The sequence below is a fragment of the Oceaniferula spumae genome, from assembly GCF_042849255.1.
In the GTDB taxonomy this organism is placed as follows: domain Bacteria; phylum Verrucomicrobiota; class Verrucomicrobiia; order Verrucomicrobiales; family Akkermansiaceae; genus Oceaniferula; species Oceaniferula spumae.
On the sequence record NZ_AP026866.1, the window covers coordinates 774,685 to 791,974 of the forward strand.

General features: G+C 51.8%; 15 protein-coding genes. 2 read left to right on the forward strand and 13 right to left on the reverse strand.

Features of this window, described 5'->3' with window-relative positions; translation table 11 throughout:
* Window positions 1-2: 2 nt before the first annotated feature.
* The 13 genes from ACSPJT_RS03335 to ACSPJT_RS03395 form a co-directional block, all read right to left on the reverse strand.
* Window positions 3-1,262 (reverse strand): thiolase family protein, encoded by a 1,260-nt coding sequence (locus ACSPJT_RS03335; protein WP_435894954.1) that lies wholly within the window; start codon window positions 1,260-1,262, stop codon window positions 3-5.
* 18 nt (window positions 1,263-1,280) lie between these two features.
* Window positions 1,281-2,732, reverse strand: coding sequence for a phenylacetate--CoA ligase family protein (locus ACSPJT_RS03340; RefSeq protein ID WP_435894955.1), 1,452 nt, complete (start codon window positions 2,730-2,732; stop codon window positions 1,281-1,283).
* Window positions 2,701-3,771: a patatin-like phospholipase family protein gene (locus ACSPJT_RS03345; protein WP_435894956.1), complete on the reverse strand. Its 1,071-nt coding sequence runs from the start codon at window positions 3,769-3,771 to the stop codon at window positions 2,701-2,703. Before ACSPJT_RS03345 ends, ACSPJT_RS03340 begins: the two co-directional genes overlap by 32 nt.
* A gap of 184 nt (window positions 3,772-3,955) precedes the next feature.
* Window positions 3,956-5,317 carry a dGTP triphosphohydrolase gene (dgt, locus tag ACSPJT_RS03350; protein ID WP_435894957.1) on the reverse strand — a complete coding sequence of 454 codons (1,362 nt, stop codon included), beginning with the start codon at window positions 5,315-5,317 and terminating at the stop codon, window positions 3,956-3,958.
* Window positions 5,265-5,942, reverse strand: a complete 678-nt coding sequence (locus ACSPJT_RS03355; RefSeq protein ID WP_435894958.1) for a hypothetical protein — start codon at window positions 5,940-5,942, stop codon at window positions 5,265-5,267. Before ACSPJT_RS03355 ends, dgt begins: the two co-directional genes overlap by 53 nt.
* 45 nt (window positions 5,943-5,987) lie before the next feature.
* The gene (locus ACSPJT_RS03360) at window positions 5,988-7,286 is read right to left on the reverse strand and encodes a DUF58 domain-containing protein (RefSeq protein ID WP_435894959.1); all 1,299 of its coding nucleotides are present in this window, start codon (window positions 7,284-7,286) and stop codon (window positions 5,988-5,990) included.
* Between the two features lie 34 nt (window positions 7,287-7,320).
* Entirely contained in the window at window positions 7,321-8,358 is a 1,038-nt protein-coding gene (locus ACSPJT_RS03365) for an AAA family ATPase (protein ID WP_435894960.1), read from the reverse strand.
* Entirely contained in the window at window positions 8,355-9,584 is a 1,230-nt protein-coding gene (locus ACSPJT_RS03370) for a DUF4350 domain-containing protein (RefSeq protein WP_435894961.1), read from the reverse strand. Before ACSPJT_RS03370 ends, ACSPJT_RS03365 begins: the two co-directional genes overlap by 4 nt.
* Window positions 9,581-11,086, reverse strand: coding sequence for a DUF4129 domain-containing protein (locus ACSPJT_RS03375; protein ID WP_435894962.1), 1,506 nt, complete (start codon window positions 11,084-11,086; stop codon window positions 9,581-9,583). The genes ACSPJT_RS03370 and ACSPJT_RS03375 overlap by 4 nt, the downstream gene beginning before the upstream one ends.
* The gene (locus ACSPJT_RS03380) at window positions 11,076-12,101 is read right to left on the reverse strand and encodes a stage II sporulation protein M (protein WP_435894963.1); all 1,026 of its coding nucleotides are present in this window, start codon (window positions 12,099-12,101) and stop codon (window positions 11,076-11,078) included. The genes ACSPJT_RS03375 and ACSPJT_RS03380 overlap by 11 nt, the downstream gene beginning before the upstream one ends.
* Window positions 12,102-12,116: 15 nt before the next feature.
* Window positions 12,117-12,860, reverse strand: a complete 744-nt coding sequence (locus tag ACSPJT_RS03385) for an RDD family protein (protein ID WP_435894964.1) — start codon at window positions 12,858-12,860, stop codon at window positions 12,117-12,119.
* 176 nt (window positions 12,861-13,036) lie between these two features.
* Complete coding sequence (locus tag ACSPJT_RS03390; protein ID WP_435894965.1) at window positions 13,037-13,828, reverse strand: PEP-CTERM sorting domain-containing protein; 792 nt, start codon at window positions 13,826-13,828, stop codon at window positions 13,037-13,039.
* A 462-nt stretch (window positions 13,829-14,290) separates the two neighbouring features.
* Window positions 14,291-14,944, reverse strand: coding sequence for a helix-turn-helix transcriptional regulator (locus ACSPJT_RS03395; protein WP_435894966.1), 654 nt, complete (start codon window positions 14,942-14,944; stop codon window positions 14,291-14,293).
* 174 nt (window positions 14,945-15,118) lie between these two features.
* On the opposite strand from ACSPJT_RS03395, the gene ACSPJT_RS03400 reads away from it, so the two are divergent.
* Window positions 15,119-15,703: an acyloxyacyl hydrolase gene (locus ACSPJT_RS03400; protein WP_435894967.1), complete on the forward strand. Its 585-nt coding sequence runs from the start codon at window positions 15,119-15,121 to the stop codon at window positions 15,701-15,703.
* A gap of 103 nt (window positions 15,704-15,806) precedes the next feature.
* Entirely contained in the window at window positions 15,807-16,949 is a 1,143-nt protein-coding gene (locus ACSPJT_RS03405) for a KamA family radical SAM protein (RefSeq protein ID WP_435894968.1), read from the forward strand.
* Window positions 16,950-17,290 lie beyond the last annotated feature (341 nt).

The window sequence follows — 17,290 nt, forward strand, 5'->3', positions numbered from 1 at the left end:
GATTAATTGGTTTCCAACCAGAGTGCAGCCCCCTGCCCTCCGCCAACGCAGAGAGAGGTAAGAGCACGTTTGCCTCCGGTCTTGTGAAGTTGATGCAGCGCGGTGTAAACGAGACGAGAGCCAGTCGCTCCAACCGGGTGACCGAGCGCAATCGAGCCGCCATGCGGATTGAGTTTTTCAGTCGGAATCTCGCCGATCGAATCTTCCAGCCCGGCGATCTTGGCATAAGCAGGATCGTTGAGAGCCTTGCAACAGGCTAACACCTGAGCGGCGAAGGCTTCGTTGATCTCAATCGTATCCGCATCACCTAGATTGAGTCCGGTTAGACGGTTTGCCTCAGCGATGGCTTTTACGGGGCCGAGGCCCATCCGCTTGGGATCACAACCGGTGTATGCGTAACCGGTCAGACGCCCTAAGGGCTCGATCCCCAGCTCCGCAGCTTTTGCATCGGTGGCCACGAGCATCATCACTGCCCCATCGGTGATCTGGGAGGAATTTCCTGCGGTGACAGTGCCCGTCGTGCGGTTGAACACCGGCTTGAGCTTGGCGAGCTTTTCCGGCGAACTGTCCTCGCGGATTCCGTCGTCAGTATTGATCACCTCACCCCGAAGATGCACAGGGGAAATTTCCTCGTTTAAAAACTCTCTGCCTGCTGCCGCTTTCTGTTGGGAGGCTGCGGCAAAGGCGTCCTGCTCTTCACGACTGATATTAAATTCACGCGCCAAAACCTCTGCCGTCTCTCCCATGTTCAATCCGGAAACCGGATCACTCAGGCCGAGTTTCAATCCGATGACCGGTGAGAAATCCGCGGGACGGAAGGAAGAAAATACACTGAGTCGCTGCGAGAGATTTTTCGCTTTGGAAAGCATGGTGAATTTTTTCACTGCCGAGTTCCGATACAACAGAGGCACGTTACTCATGCTATCGACTCCGCCGACCAGATACAAACCGCCCCGTCCTGCAGCAATGCGTTCGGCTGCTGTGGTGATCGATTCCATTCCCGATGCGCAATTTCGGTGCACTGTGACGGCGGGCACGGAGATAGGTATGCCTGACTTCAGAGCAATCACACGTGCGATGTTAGCAGCGTCGACCGGCTGGCAAACACAACCGATAATCACCTCGTCCAGCATCGCAGGATCAACCCCCGTTTCAGTGAGCAGTGACGACACGGCGTGACGCCCTAACTCTGCGGCACTCAATGCGGAGAGACTTGACCCCATTCTGGTGAAAGGAGTACGTGTGGCTGCTAGAATTTGCATAATATTTGATTTGTTAGGTTAATCTTTCGGACGATTATCGATGACCTTCTTCTCCTTCAGTTCCTTACCGACACCTTGCATTTTCCGCATCGTGTCCCAATCGTGGAAAAGAATCTTGTTCGGGCTGAGTTCGGTCGAATTCTTCAGTTTACGACGAATGTTTTCCTCCAGTGTGGGTTCATCACAGTTTAGAGGAACGGCGTGGATGATAATTTCATCGAGATCGAGCGGATCGTCGTTTTCCTTTTTCAACTCCAGCTGCCAGGCTCCGAGGCCTTCGGTATCGTCGAGAAGGTTTTCCAGCTGGTTAAAATCAACCAAGGTTCCTTTGAGTTTACCGATGTTGAGGCGGTGGATGTCTGAGACGCGAGAAATTTTTCCTACCAACCGCGGACATGTTCGACCGCAAATTGGGCATGGCTCGCGCACGATCCCCCCTTCGATCAGGTCACCGGTGCGGTAACGCAAAACAACCGATCCGCGACTTTGCAGTGGCGTGTAAACAATCTCACCAGCATGGCCGTCGGGAACACGTTCACCCGTTTCGGGATCAACAATCTCTATAAATGAAAGGTCAGGATAGAGGTGGAAACCGGCGGATTCTTGACCTTGCGAGACGGCACATTCTGCCCAAGCCATTTTAGCTTCGGTGAACGCGTAGGTGGATAAGATGTCGACTTTATCAGCACCCAGTTCGGCACAGAATGCACGAAGTTTGCGGCGCATTCCTTCCGGTACTTTCTCCCCGCCTAACACGAGACGTTTTAAGTTAGGCCATTGCTTTTTATCTTCGGCTGCCTTTTGCAACAGGTGGTAGAGGAAAGTCGGCATCGCGATCACTGCGTCGGGCTGAATCTTGGTAATCACCTCGACGTTGCCAGATGTACCCATGACTTTTCCTCCACCGGTGGAAAGCATAAACTTGGTGTCCGCAGTGCCAGCATAATGGGCCTGCCAAAATGCGAGGTGAGGTGCGAAGGGAAAGGCGTTGATGATTTTAAAATCTGGCGTGGCATTACACATGTCCATTAAACGCCGGCCGCCCTCTTCCAGAATGGCGATATCATGTTTGGTATATAAGAATGGGACGGGAGCCGATGAGCGGCCGGTCGTGCTGGTCATGAAAACTGGACGCAACTCGTCCTGAAGCACTGCCTTCACTCCTTTAGGTCCATATCGAAGAACCTTGAGTAAAGTGCCGGGCTGTTTTTTCAGCACCGCCTCATCGGGCAGGATCACGAAGTCCTTGGTTTCACCGAGATCACGCTTCGAGGTGAATGGCAGCCTAACAAGGTCATCTGTGGATTTGATAGACGCAGGGTCGATGCCCTCGCGCTCAAACATTTCGCGATAGTGCTTCGAAAACGGAGCCACGCGAGTGGTGATCAGTTTCTGAAGTAACTTCGACTGATGATTCTTCACTTCATCTGGGGATGCTTTATCCCACCAGTTTTTGAATTTTACGCTCATGGTTAGTTTTTCCTGATTTGTGATTTTCGATCAATTCCCGGATGAGTGGCAATTGGGCTTCGGCGGCTTTTCTTCCCACTTCAACGAAGTGTTCAAAATTGTGATAATCGTGCCAGCGACTCTCTTGGTGAGTGTGCGCACGCATGACGACATCGGCATGTTTGCAGGCATCGTGCGCGATCCGAATCTGTCCGATGCGGATACTACGTCGCAGGGTATCGATGGTATTTCCCTCCGCTGTCAGGCTGATGCTGTTAGTGATGGTCTTGGTCATGCGGCCCCAGAGCCCGCTGGAAATTTCCTGCTGCACCGCCTCGTCCTCGCTTTCGCGTTTGCAGTTGAGCTGCGTGAAGTCAGGCAATGTGCTTACGGCGATGATAAGGTCCACGTCACAGAATTTCCGCATCGACGATACCGGGACTGGCTCAACGACTCCGCCATCAGTGCAACGTTTGCCATCGACCATCACTGGCACCACCACACCAGGCATTGCACAGCTGGCGTGGACGGCTTCGAGCACAGAGCCTTCGCGGAAGACGATGCGCTCGTAGCTGTCTAAATCCGCAGCGATCACGATCAGTTTCTTTTTCAGTTCAGAAAATGATACATCCCCAATGCTCAGACCGAGATGATCCCTGGCTTTGAATCCTTTTAGAAAGCCCTTGGTGAATGGAGGGGCCGGATCTGCCAGTTGTTTCAACACCTTGCGATCCTGCATTTCAGCGGCCAGCTCGAACAGTTTCTCCCCGTTACACCCCGATGCCCACAACGCGCCAACGTAGGCGCCCATGCTGGATCCTGAAACGGCATGTATGGGAATGTTATTCTCCTCCAACACTTGGATCACTCCAACGTGGGCCAAACTTTTTGCCCCTCCCGATGACAGAGCTAATCCGATTTTAGGTGCCGGCAGTTGGTCGGGTTCAGAGGTCGACGGAGAGAAGAGTTTCTGCCAAGCGCGTTTAAAAAAGTTGAAGCCTCCGCCTCGCACATCCTCGTGTGCGTGAACGGCTTCGGCTACTTTCTGTGTTATATTCATTTCCCTGCAGGGTGAGAGTTTCTGAATACGGCAGTTCTTCTAATATATTCTACATCACTCACATTGCACTATACGCCTAACACGAGCGTTAAGCAATATGTTCTGAAGGATTTGGCAAGAAATCCTCAAACGAGCGTCTGCCCCCAACATTCAGGCAGATCGTCTAACAGCCTGTAGGGTCCGATTATCCAACAAGATCGCCAATCGATCCGAAATCGGGAATAAACAGACGCTTGTAAAGACGGGCGGCCGAGCTGTCCGTCATGCCTGCTAGAAAGTCACAAACCAATCTGGCACGATCATTCACATCCTCCATGGACTCGATTTCCTCGGCGTCTTCTTTGGGAAGGATTTGGAAGTTTTGCCCACCTATATTTTGGCCGTCGATGTATCGGGTTTTCAAAACTGCCCACAACCGCTCCAGCATGTAATTGCCTTTATGCTCAAGCTGCTTGAGCTCTGGCGACAAGAACACCACTTCGAAAGCCAGCTTCTTGAAAACCTCGGACTCACGGCAAATTTCCTCATCCACTACCAGCTTATAGCGATAGCGGTTGGTGGTCGCGCTCATGCAGTTCGTGTCTTCCTGCAGATGGGCGGACTGGATATATTTTCCGATCCGTTTACCGGCGAAAGGTTCCACGCGATTACCTCGGATGGCTTTGATCAAATCACCTAACGGTGTGCCTTCACCGCAGGGTTCCTCTGTCTCTTCCGCCCATTGTTCAATGCGATGAATGGAGAGAAATCCAGCCCTAACACTATCGGCAAGATCGTTCAATGAATAGGCCGTATCGTCCGCCCAGTCCATCACTTGGCACTCGATGGATTTAAATTGATCGCGGGCTTTGCCAGGGGTGTATTCCACAGGGAAATCGTTACCGCCCATGGCCCAGTCCAAATACTTTGCCTGCTTGTCATAGACAAAATGGTTTTCAGGCGCCTCGCCTTCGCGACGCAATTCGCTCCAGAGAGTTTTGTATTTAAGCACTCCGTCCAAGAAAGCACGCGTGGGATCCATGCCTGCACGTTTGACTGAAAAAATTCGTTCCGTGAGAAGCCTGAGTGTTTGAGCATTTCCCTCGAAACCACCGTAGTCCTTCATCAGAAAATTCAGACTCCGCTCTCCAGCGTGGCCGAATGGAGGGTGGCCGAGATCATGGGAAAGACAGACTACCTCTACCAGTTCAGGGTCGATGTAATAATCGGGCCGTAAAAGGTCGGAGTCAGCACGCAGCCAGTGACAGATCGAACGACCAATTTGAGCCACTTCCAATGAGTGTGTCAGGCGAGTGCGATAGAAATCATACTCACCACTCCAAAAAACCTGAGTTTTGCTCTGCAAGCGACGGAATGCGGGTGTGTGTAACACTCTGTCTCGGTCCATTTGGAACGGCGTGCGGAAGTCACCGGTCGCTTCCCAGTTAGAAAGTCGCTCAGTATCGAATGCGTTGTAAAATTGATTGTCCATGCCTGCCTGTGCCGCGATTGTTCTACCATGCAGATCTCTCGTCGGCTTGCTTTTTTTTCCTGCGTAGAATTTCATCGCGAATCACTCGTCGAGGCGGGTTGAGCTTGAGGAATGATTCCCACACTCGACCGATCAAATTATCGGCACCGCTGCGCAGATAGATGTAGATGAAAATGTTCAGCACCAATGCCGATCCACTTTCTAAAATGATGTCGTGCATTGTGTCGTCCACCCCGCGGCCGACCTCGACTCTCTGCATATTTCCTCCCGTAATTTGATCGTAAGTAAATTCGTAAATCTCCCACATCGCACCAAAGGTGACCGAGAAGCAGAATGAGAATAAGCAGACGATAAGCACCTCATTTTCAATGCCTCGTTTATAAGAAAGGTATTGGATGAAGAGAAATCCGATCAGGGCAAATGCAGCACCGTAGAACCCGTGTAACATGTCGTCCCACCAGCTGAACTTCTCATAAAAATCGTAGTAACTCCCCAACACCAAGGAGCAAATGCAGAAGACCATGAACGTCACTGCCATGCCTCTGGGGATATGTATGTTCAGACGTTTCTGAAAGCTGAGCAGAAAAAGAAAACTCGCGGAGATGATGATGCCGGGCTCAGATTTCACCAAGATCGAGAGGACCAGAGCCGCCAGTGTGACGGTTAGTTTCGACCAGTGAAATGTTCTGAGTAAATTCATTCGGATGGAGAGCTCTATTTTGGGTCTATATACATCAATAAAATTCTAAACCATCTCGCGCGCCCCCAAGTAGGCATTGGCCAAGGCGATGGGCAACTCCTTCGCCAGACTATCGACTGTAAATATTCCGTGCGCCCGAAGTTCACCGAGCACTTTGGCTCTTTCCTCCAGATAAATAGCGGTGGCTCCGACTTCGAGAGCATCATCAAGAGCTGCCGCGGGTGTCTCAATGCGTTTCGTCACTGACTCCTCCTGGAGGTTCGCAAGAATTGTCACATGCCGGCGCCGGATCATGCGTAATGGCTCAATCAACTGATGGCCGTCTTCTCCACGGATATTGCTGAGCATGACTACCAAAGCCCTGCGGCGTTGCCGTGTCATCAAGCGCTCGGCTGCTTCTGAGAAGTCGCTCGGTGATGTGGACGTTTCATAATCGTAGAGATGATTAAGAATAGTGGTCATCGATTGCACGCCCTTCACCGGCGGCAGCCAGCGATCCGATCCGCCAATGCCGATGATCCCAACATGATCGCCCTGACGTAGAGCGGTGTAGGCCAACAGCAGCATCGCATTCAGACAGTGATCGAACTGCGGAACCCCACCGTCAAGAGCTCGCATGCGCCGCCCACAATCGACTGCGAGAATCACCGTCTGATCACGCTGTTCTTGGTAGTCCCTGCTAATCAGGGAAAGTCGTTTGGAGGTCGATTTCCAATCAATTTTAGAAAGCTGATCACCTAACTGGTAATCGCGGAGCTGGTGAAACTCACGGCTCATGCCAGTGCGGTTTTTTTTCACGATGCCCATCTGTTCGGCTCTGTTTGCCATGGCTAACAGAGCGTAGCGGAGAACAGGCTCGTAGTTTGGATAGACACGCGTGGTCTGATTTTCACCACTGCGACAATTGCGTGTCCATAGCCTGAGCGGAGAAAAGATCCGCAGGTGAGCTGGAGCAAAATCCTTCAGTCCCCGTTCGGAAATCGTAACCGGATATTTCACGGCCGCATGTCCTCTGGCCGGGAGCCTACCCGTCCAAGGAAGTTCGCCACTTACAGCATCGCCAGGTAAACCATCGTAACACTGAACGCGCAGACTCATGGCACCTGGGTTGTGCAGCTTGACTGGCACCATTTGCTCGATGCCGATGGCAAACCTTCCGGGAAGAGTGCGCTCAACCGTTGGTAATTTTTGTAAGAATCCTGCGACGATATCGACCAGTATAAACACCGCCGCTACGCCACCGCCCCACAGCCAGATCGGAGCCAGTGGCTCCCAAAGACTGGCAGCAAAACCAACCATAGCCCAGATGATGGCGATGGTGATCAGATGTCGGGTAGGCTGCATGCTCAATGAATAGTTGGCGAAAACCAGTCAGTCGTTAGATGCGTGGAGCCTCTACGGAGTTGACGATGTTACTAAGAGCATCATCAATATTCTGTCCGCTGATCGCCAGTTCAGGTGCCAACTGAACACGGTGACGAAGCACGGGCAGAGCGGCAGACTTGATATCGTCAGGCGTAACAAAATCGCGGTTATTCATCAGGGCGTAGGCCTTTCCTACCTGCACCAGACTGATCGCTCCACGTGTTCCAGCTCCGAGGCTGATACCTTGGGCTTCGCGAGTAGCACGGCAGATATTGACCGCATACCGAATCACCTCAGGCACCGCGCGGATCGCCGCGCATTCGCGCTGAGCCAAAATGATGTCATCTTGCGCGCAAACTTGACTGACGGCGCGTGCATCGAGCCCCTTGGCTGAGGCCACAGCTGTGACCTGGCCGACCACCTGCTCTTCGCTCGCTTGATCCGGGTAATCGATCACGATTTTCATCAGGAATCGGTCCAGTTGAGCTTCGGGTAATGGATAGGTTCCCTCTTGTTCGATTGGGTTTTGTGTCGCCAAAGTCATGAACGGCGGCTCGAGTTTGATACTCTCGCCATCAATCGTCACCTGCTGTTCTTGCATCACCTCCAATAGTGACGCCTGCGTTTTAGCTGGCGCTCGGTTAATTTCATCCGCGAGCAAGAGATTGGTAAATACTGGACCTCGACGCATTTGGAAGGTCTGGCTTTTCATATCGAAAAGAGTGAAGCCCGTTACATCCGTCGGCATCAGATCCGGTGTGAACTGAATCCGCCCAAAGCCACCGCCAAAAGTGTTGGCCAGAGCAAGAACAAGGTGGGTTTTCCCCAAGCCCGGCTTACCCTCTAACAAAACATGACCACCTGCTAAGAGAGCTGCCAAGACCTGGCTAACAACGTGGTCCTGTCCGATGAACACTTTCCTAAGCTCACCGTAAATTTGCTGACATAGATGTGCAGCTTGCTTCGGGCTTTGAGCGGGCTGACTTGCCTGCTCTTGCGGGGCAGTGTCCTGCGCCGACGGGAACTCTGATGATGATTGATGCTCGTTCATGATGGTGTTGATTTATGGATGTTTTTAAGAATGATTTGCAGGTTCTTGGTGACTCGCACCATGACTCCCGGCTCATTGATGTGCTCACGCGTCATCGCCTCGATGATGGACTCAACTGGTAAACTGGTGCTGTCCGCGAGCTGTTCGAAGATTCCCTCATGACCGATGCCCGGCTGGAGTGAAAGCTTGCGGTTCACATTTGCACGGAGAGCGCCCAGCAAAGCATCGTCTCGTTTGTGGTGCCATAGGAACCGACCGATACCACGGACTTGCTCTGAAAACTCACGAGTTCCCCCTCCTACGATATCTTGCTCTGGCCCAAAGCGCGGCAGATGACGCCACAGCCAAAATACCACGACCACCAAAATACCGATCACCGCCATCTTGAAGTGGCGCCACACCATCGTGAAAAAACCGTCCCCCTCACCACTCGAGAAAATTACCTTTCCGGGACGGGAGAGATTGACCAAGGCGACGAGGAATTCGGCATGATCCGCGTAAGCTAAGTATCGGTTACGGAGAGGTCGTGCGTCCGCCATCAGTGACAAGCGGCCAGTGCCATGCGTGATGCTGACGAACCGATGTTGGTCGTCCTCACCGTGTTCATCTTTACTGGCATAATTTCCCAGATAGTGGGACTTGAACTCCATTGCCTTTTCCGACCAATAGCGCAACTCCATCTCACCAGCTCCGATATTGATTTTGCTTTCTCCAGATCCTAACAGAACACGATCCTTCTCCTCCATCGCTTCCCAGTCATCGAGATCGAGAGTGCTGCTGCTTCCGGCAGAACTGAGTGACTGGGTTCGATAGCTGATGCGCAATTCGTCAAACATGTAATCCACGCCGTCGGACAGCTCCTCTTGCCAGAAGAGAGTCGAAGGCTCCATGCTGAAATCATTGCCACCCATCTCGCCCCCTTCCAGCATCAGAACCAGATGTCCCCCCTCGTCGATCCACTTGAGAATTCGTTTCGCACGCCCGACTGTATTGATTGATGACGGGGGCAGGAACAGCGTCGAAGTATTATAGTCCAGTTGGGCCAATCCGTATTCGGAACTCACATCTTTGCCTTGCTTGGCTAGAAATCGTTCCGCAGCCAGAAAAGGATTCGATTTCGCTTTTCCTTTGTAGCCCACCGTACGGCGTTTGACTTCCTTTTCCCCACATGAACTCAGCAGGAGACTAAGACTGAGACCGATCAAGATCATCCGGACTAACTTCATCTCGCTCCCCTTCCATTTTTACTAGCCACAGCCGAGTCAAACGGCCAGCTATCACAGAGTTCGATCATGTGATTACCATCGGGATCCTTTTTCCCATAAGCTACATTCACCCACGCTCCTGTTAGCTCAGAAAAATACGGACCATAGGCGGTATTCCCCACGGTTTGCACCCGCCGCAGGCAGTCGCCCTCGGTGTCGCTTTCTTCGATCGGTAACATCTCCCGATTGACCAGCCATGCTATCGCGCCGCGGTAGAGCAGACTCAGAGCTAAATGGCTATTACCATCGCGCCAAGCCTTCCGAGCGGCATCGGCGATATCAGCGGGTAACGACTCGGGGCGGACATCCATGCCCATGATCTCCTCCGTTTTGATCCGCTGTTCACCGGATTTAGCCAAGCTCCCACCACCGCTGAAGATATGACGATTGCGGATGATCAAATAAACCAAGCCACCTATCACAGCCGCGAGAATAATATAAAAGAGAAGTTTTCCTACCAGCCCCATGAACGTCGGCATTCCCGAACCGCTGAGTAATTCACTCAGCCAACTGGGAGATGAGCTACTGCTTCTGTCCACAGGCACTTTGACGTTACGGTGATGGATCGTGAAGTCTTCATGTGAGAGAACCTCTTCTGCTGATTCACGATAACCCTCCTCTGCGGCTCGTGCCGTGGGAACTGCCAGGAAACCAGTCAGCAGAATGGCCAGCAATGCCACGCCACTTTTCCCAGCCAAGTTTCTGAGGCGGATCCCCAGACGCTTAAAGGCCAACTCAATATCCCATCCCTCCGTCAGGGTTCGGCTGTTAATGTATAAGGCAAAACCAGCACTCACGTAAAAAGGCTCCATCACCGTGATCGCAAACATCTGCACTCCCGCCGCGAGCCAGAAGAACCCTACCGAAAAATCAGAATAGCTGCTGTGGACAAAAAACTCACTCACTCCATCCCACCAATTGGAACTGACATGTTCGGGCACCATCATCATTACCAGCATGATGAGACCTAGCCCGGTGACGCCCTCAAGCACCATGCCTGCCAACGTCGCCATTGTGGCTCCCTCGCCGCCATTTCTCTCGAGAAGGTTCACGCGCTGACGATAAGTAGCCCCACGCAAGCCCTCGAGTTCAGCAACTGGTAGACTCAGGCTGCGGGCGGGAGAAAACCGACCCACGACCAGTGCGAACCAAATCCGCCTAACAATCAATTTCGGCCAAGCGGCCAGTACCTCTTTGACATTGGGTGCAGCTCCAAAAAGCGCACGACTCACCACCATCAGTGGCACGCGATCGTAAATCGGCTTTAACCACCAGATACAGAGAATCAGTAAAAAAGGATGGTTTCGCAACAAGAGTGCGAGCAATAGCCACAAAGGAAAAACAGTTAGAGCCCAAGCTTTCCAGATGTCACCGATGTGTTTACGCGCCAGCGAACAACCTAGATCGATCGATTCCCATGGTGCCCGAGGCCGGATCTCTGCAGTCACCTCCTCAAGCTTCATTCAGATCCCCTTCCATTTTCTTTCCGAACATGGCTCGGTTACTTTGCTTGGCTCCACGACCAGCCAAACCAAGATAGAGGAAACAGACGATCCAGAGCGCAATGCCCACCGAATATTTCAACATCGGCGGCAGTGGCTGAGCGGACCAGAATCCCTCGATCGCGGCCGCGACAAATGTCATCAAAGCCGCGCCCAAGATCAGAGGCAGCGATTTCTTACCCGCATCCATCAACGATTTCCGGCGCGTTTTCCGGCCCGGATGCAGAAGGCCCAAACCAATACGAAGTCCTGCCATGCCTGCGATTACCATCGCAATCAGCTCAAATGAAGAGTGCCCGGCGACGAAGGTATAAAATGCCTTCGTGCTACATGCGGTATGGATGTAAGCAATGACAGCACCAAAAAACACACCGTTATAAACCAAGAAAAAGAGACTACCCAGGCAGGCCAAAATACCACCGGCGTAGATTCTGAAATCGATGCCTATGTTATTCCAGATGTAGTGGCAGAACATCATGAAGTTGGAGCCATATTGCCCGCGTAAATTGGCAATCTGGTCATCGCTGCTGCCATACATGGTGTCTAGTTGACCCATCATATCCGGACCTAACACCGCTTGAATCCATGAGAAATCCGGCCAGTAAAACCCGGCCAAGGCTACGCCCACCAAGGGGAGGATAAAACTCAAAGTAGCCACAATGAGCAATCTCCATTCCGTCCTAACAGACACGGGAAAATCGACCGCGACAAAACGGAGTAACATCTCCCAGGTCCCTCCAGCTCTGCGATGAATTATTTTATGCCCGCGGATCACCAGACCGTTGAGATGCTCGTTCATCGGCATGCCATACATGCGGTGGCGGGCAAGAGCCAGGTCGGTGCAAACCTGACGAAACCTGCTGGGCAGGGTGGAGACGTCCAATGCCTGATGTTTTCCCTTCTCGAGAGTCGTCAGCGTTTGCTCGTATTCCGACCAGCGCTGTGCGTTTTTTTCTTCAAATTCCTGTCCCTGCATCTATCCGATCCCCCGTTAATGTTTCTCTCCCAGCCACTGAGCCACTCCTAACAGCTTAGTCATTCCCCTCACTCCACCCGACCCTGTTAGTTCACTGGCGTGATCCGCAAGTTCGACTCGACGGGCCTCCGACCACATACCGCCTCGTTCTTTGAATCCCAAAATGGCCGCCTGTTCCTCGCGTGTCAGCGGAACATTGGGTGCCACACTAGTCATCGCTGGCGGCAGAGACGACAGATGCATTTTCGGCAAGCGGTCATAGACCACCACAGTATTGGCTAACAAGTCACCCAATCGCTGGAAACGTTTCGTCATCAGTGTAGTCATCAGGCCAAAGCCATAGCTGAACAACGGCATACCATCGGCGAAACGCAGCATGTTCCGGATGAATGCCTGTCCCCATGAAATCGGTGCGCCGGAAGTGTCTACCACCCGCAGGCCCATCGCACGCTTCCCTGGCGACGCTCCTCTTTTCCCTGCTTCAAAAACGATGTAGTAGAAAAAGGTCAGGAAAAACATCAGCAGCATGCTTAAGCCGCCAGCCACATTAAATCCGGCCACCACCCCCACCAGCATAATCACCAAATACGCGGCGATGCAGATACCGATGCGAATGAGAAAATCCAACAGATAGGCAAGCACCCTGACATAAGGCCCAGCGATGCGCAGCTGGATCTCCACCCCTTCGGCAAGCTCGATGCTTTGCAGGGTGTCCAGTCTGTCGGCTGGGCGTCCGTTGGATCCGTAAGTATTGGGCATCAGGAAATCAGGCCGTGTCAGCGGCAGGGTGAATCAATTGTCGCGCCCACTCTAGTCCTCGAAGCAGAGAGGTAAAGAGGGAATACGCAGGAATCAGGTCAATATCCGGACGTAAAAAACCGCCCTGTCACCACAAGGGCAACAGGGCGGTCAACAAACAATGAAACGAGAATTAATTAGGCACGCTTGCGGCGGAAAAGCATTCCGGCGAAACCGATACCAAGAAGAGCAATGGATGTAGGCTCAGGAACTACCTCGCAGTAGTGAAGACTGTCTACGGCACCACTTTCGATGTTGAAATCGATCGACTGGATATTAGCGAGATCGAGGTCTTTTGCTTTGATCCCGTTGAATTCGTTACCGAAATGGTTACCGAAGGCAACGTTGCTACCGTGTGCAATGAGTTCAGGAGCTCTCCATGTGACAGATTTACCGGTGGAATCTTTGAAAACAATGCTGACATCGCTGTCGTCGTTTTCCGGAGTATCGTAAAGATTGAAACCGACTGATGCGACGCGGTCATTACCGAAGACAACTCCAATAGTGCCTCCGCGGGCTTCGTCATCAGGACGATCCACCAGACCGTCGCCGTTGTTGTCGATCGTGTTCTCAGCGATGATCAGAGCATTTCCGAGACCTCTGACGCCTTTAAGGTTACCTCCGATGAACGGATTCTCCAGATCGTCGTCGCGGGTTCCTGATTCATCAGTATCAAAAATGAGCAACTGATTGTGGTCACCTTTCGAGTTCACTGTAAAAGTGACTCCTCCACCTACTCCGGCGTATTCATTACCGGAGAAGAGTGTTCCGTGGGAAAGGCCCATCGCAGTCTCATCGAACGAGATCTCGTAGCGCTTCTGTGGAGCTGCTGTTTGGGCTTGAGCACTCATGGGGAGTGCTGTGAGTGAGATGGCTGCCAGAGCAATGAATTGACCGGCACGGACTGGGCTTTTTGTTGTAGTATTCATTTAAGGGTGGGGTGAATTTCGACCTCACCTTAACTATTTAGCTCTCTTGTTAAGCTCTAATCCTATTGGTCATAAACAGCTGAAATTAAGGGTTTTTATAAGTGTAACTACTCCTTATATTCAATTTTTATGTAATATAAAATATATGTTATTAGATACATATTACACAATACATTGAAAAATGGAGCTTTGCGGCTCTTTAATCGTAATTGCCGAAAGCCCTTGTAAAATCGATATATTCAGACCTTTAACCTCTATTAATATTTCACAGAGTCCTCCTACCGTTTAAAAAAAATGCATGATTCGGATTTCTTAATAACTAAGTTTGCATGATCATACTGCAAATACGGTTATCCAGACGGCCAGCCAGCTTATATTTGACATGAAGCTGACCAGAAAATGCCGCCCAGTTCTGTGCCCCCCTCAGAGTGGGCAATGTGAGATTGCCCGAATGCATGCGGTTTAGCCCAAGGTGCTGACTCGGTAGACGGTGCACTTCACCCCCTGGCTCCCCTTTTTCTCCGTGCGCTCAACTCGTGTGCCCAGGGCCTGCTCGATCATCCGTGTTTCCATCAACACCAGCTTTGGGTAAGCTTGGAATATCTTATGCAGGGGATGGTGATATTCCTCGATCACGAATCCATCCTCCGCTGAATATCGACAGTGGCAGAAATGTCCTGATTTGACCCGGGCATCGGCAAACCGGGTGGCCTTTTCCACCAAGGACTTTCCTGGTCGGACGACGTTCAACCACTCATCACGCTCTTTTTCAAAATAGTGATAGAGTAATTTTTCCGGTGCCACTTCACCGAAGGAGGATTTAACCCCCTCTAATAAATCCAGAATGAGCGCCCCACCACCGTCGGGGAAAAGCGGATCACATTGAACTGTAAGCTTATAGAGCTTTTGGGGCCGGCCCACTTGGACTCGGGGCACCCGCCAGACTTTGAGATAGCCTAACTTCTCCAAGTTAACGCAATGCTGCTTCACCCCCATGTAGCTCATTTCCAATATCTTGGCCAATTCCGGAATAGCCAAACCACCGGAGCGCTTGAGCTCGCCGATGATGCCAAGGTAACTTGGCTTACAGACGTCCGTGAAGGCCTTGGAAAACACGAGTTGAATGATAGCCCTTGGAAAAAGGCCATGGCAATGACCAATCGTTGGTGGCCGATGATTTCCCTTAACCGCTAGTCCAAGCACTGTTAATTCACCGAAAGACTAACATAAAGTCTCTAACGTCGTCCACTTGACCACAATCGTTCATTATTTTATACTAACATACACGTTATGAAACTTCATACAATCACCCTGACTTCACTCATCGCGGCCACGGCCATCATCAGTACTAGCTCCCTCCACGCCGATGATTCATCGACGGCCATACCCTACTCGGCTGTTCCCAAAGATTTTGGCTGGCAGTTCGACTCCTATGGACTTCGCGCAGGTGTCGATGCGGAGGATGATCTCCAGCTGCATACCTACGAACTGTTCGCCACCGTAAACACTCCCTACTCATGGAAGATCGGCGACAAGAGTCGGCTTCAGCTGAATCTGGAAGGGGCCGTGGGAGGATTGGTCGAGGACGATGACAGCGGATACTATGTCAGATTTGGCCCGCAACTCGTGCTCAATCTCGGCGATTCCCCATTCAGCCTGGTGGCAGCATCCGGCCCAGCCTATCTGAGCGAAGATGTTTTTAATAATATGGATCTCGGTGGAAAATTGCAATTTTTCAGCTCGCTCGGGGTCGACTGGAAGCTGTCTGACTGTTGCACGATCGGCTACCGCTGGCATCACATCTCCAATGCCGGTATCCATGATAAAAACCCAGGTCTCAACATGCATACTCTGGGTATCACGTGGAAATTCTAACACGACATTACTGGCTAGTGCACCCACCATTATCACGGTGATACTGTCAGATAAGGTCGTCGCATTTTGACAAACAGAAAATCCCCCTTACACTCGTCGCGAGATGTCCGACATCAATTTTAAATCACACGCGCCCGGTTTCTGGCCTGATACGCCTCAGGAGGACTGGGACAACCACGTATGGCAACTTAAGAATCGAGTCACAACACTTGAGGGGCTTGAGAAACACCTTAACCTCTCGGAGGAGGAGCGATCCGGGGTATTACTCTCTGGGAAAAAACTGGCGATGTCCATCACGCCGCACTTTTTCAACTTGATCGATAAAGACGACCCTTCCTGCCCAATCCGCCGCCAGGTGATCCCTCGTATTGAGGAAACGCTCACGGATCCGGCGGAAATGTCGGACCCCTGCGGTGAAGACTCCCACATGCCTGTTCCAGGTCTGGTTCACCGCTATCCTGATCGAGTTTTGTTTTTAGTCACCGATCGCTGTGCGTCCTACTGTCGTTACTGCACCAGAAGCCGTGTGGTTTCCGGCGTCTCCGAGCAGAAGTTAGAGACCCAGTGGGAAGCTGCTTTTGAATATCTGGAAAAAACGTCCGAAGTCCGCGATGTTCTGATTTCCGGTGGTGACGCGCTTCTATTCTCTGATGCTCGCCTAGAAAGACTGCTTTCTCGACTGCACGCGATTCCCCATATCCAGTTCATCCGCATCGGCTCACGTATTCCTATTTTCCTACCACAGCGCATCACCCCTGCCCTGTGTGATATGCTGAAGAAATACCATCCTCTGTTTATTTCCATCCACACCAATCACCCGAAGGAGTTGACCACCGAGGTGAGAGATGCGCTAGGTCGTCTGGCCGATGCTGGGGTGCCGATGGGTAATCAGTCGGTTCTTCTCAACGGTGTCAACGATACAGTGGAAGTGCAGAAAGAACTCTGCCAGAAGTTGCTGATGTGTCGTGCCCGTCCGTATTACCTCTATCAGTGCGACCTGATCGAAGGCTCCGCGCACTTGCGCACCAGCATCCAAAAAGGCATCAACATCATCGAAGGCCTGCGCGGTCACACCTCAGGCTATGCCATCCCCCAGTACGTCATCGACGGCCCAGGCGGAGGAGGGAAAATCCCGATCAACCCCGACTACGTGGTGAAACACGACGACGGAGGTATTACACTGCGCAATTACGAGGGGAAAAAGTTCCACTACCCAGCCGTCAGTCATTCACCGATCGATCACTAAATCGACAACGATTAGTAAGGTGCAAGGTTGTGCAACTATAGGAGTCATTGAGAGTCAAAAAAGGGCACTCATACGAGCGCCCCTTTTGAATTCTGCAAGTATCGACTGTCTCGCAGCCTACGAACCACCTATCAGTATCGGGTGGTTTCTTTTTTAGTTGTCGTTGAAGTGCCCGTATGAGGGTCATACGTGGTCGAACGACTCGTTGTTGTAGCGGAACCTGTTAACGGATCAACGGTTGTAGATCTGGAAGTGTGCGTCGTTGAGTCGACATGAGGGTGTGGATCTTCGACCCTCACCGTGCAACTCCCTAGCATCATTGCCACGGATCCGCATATACA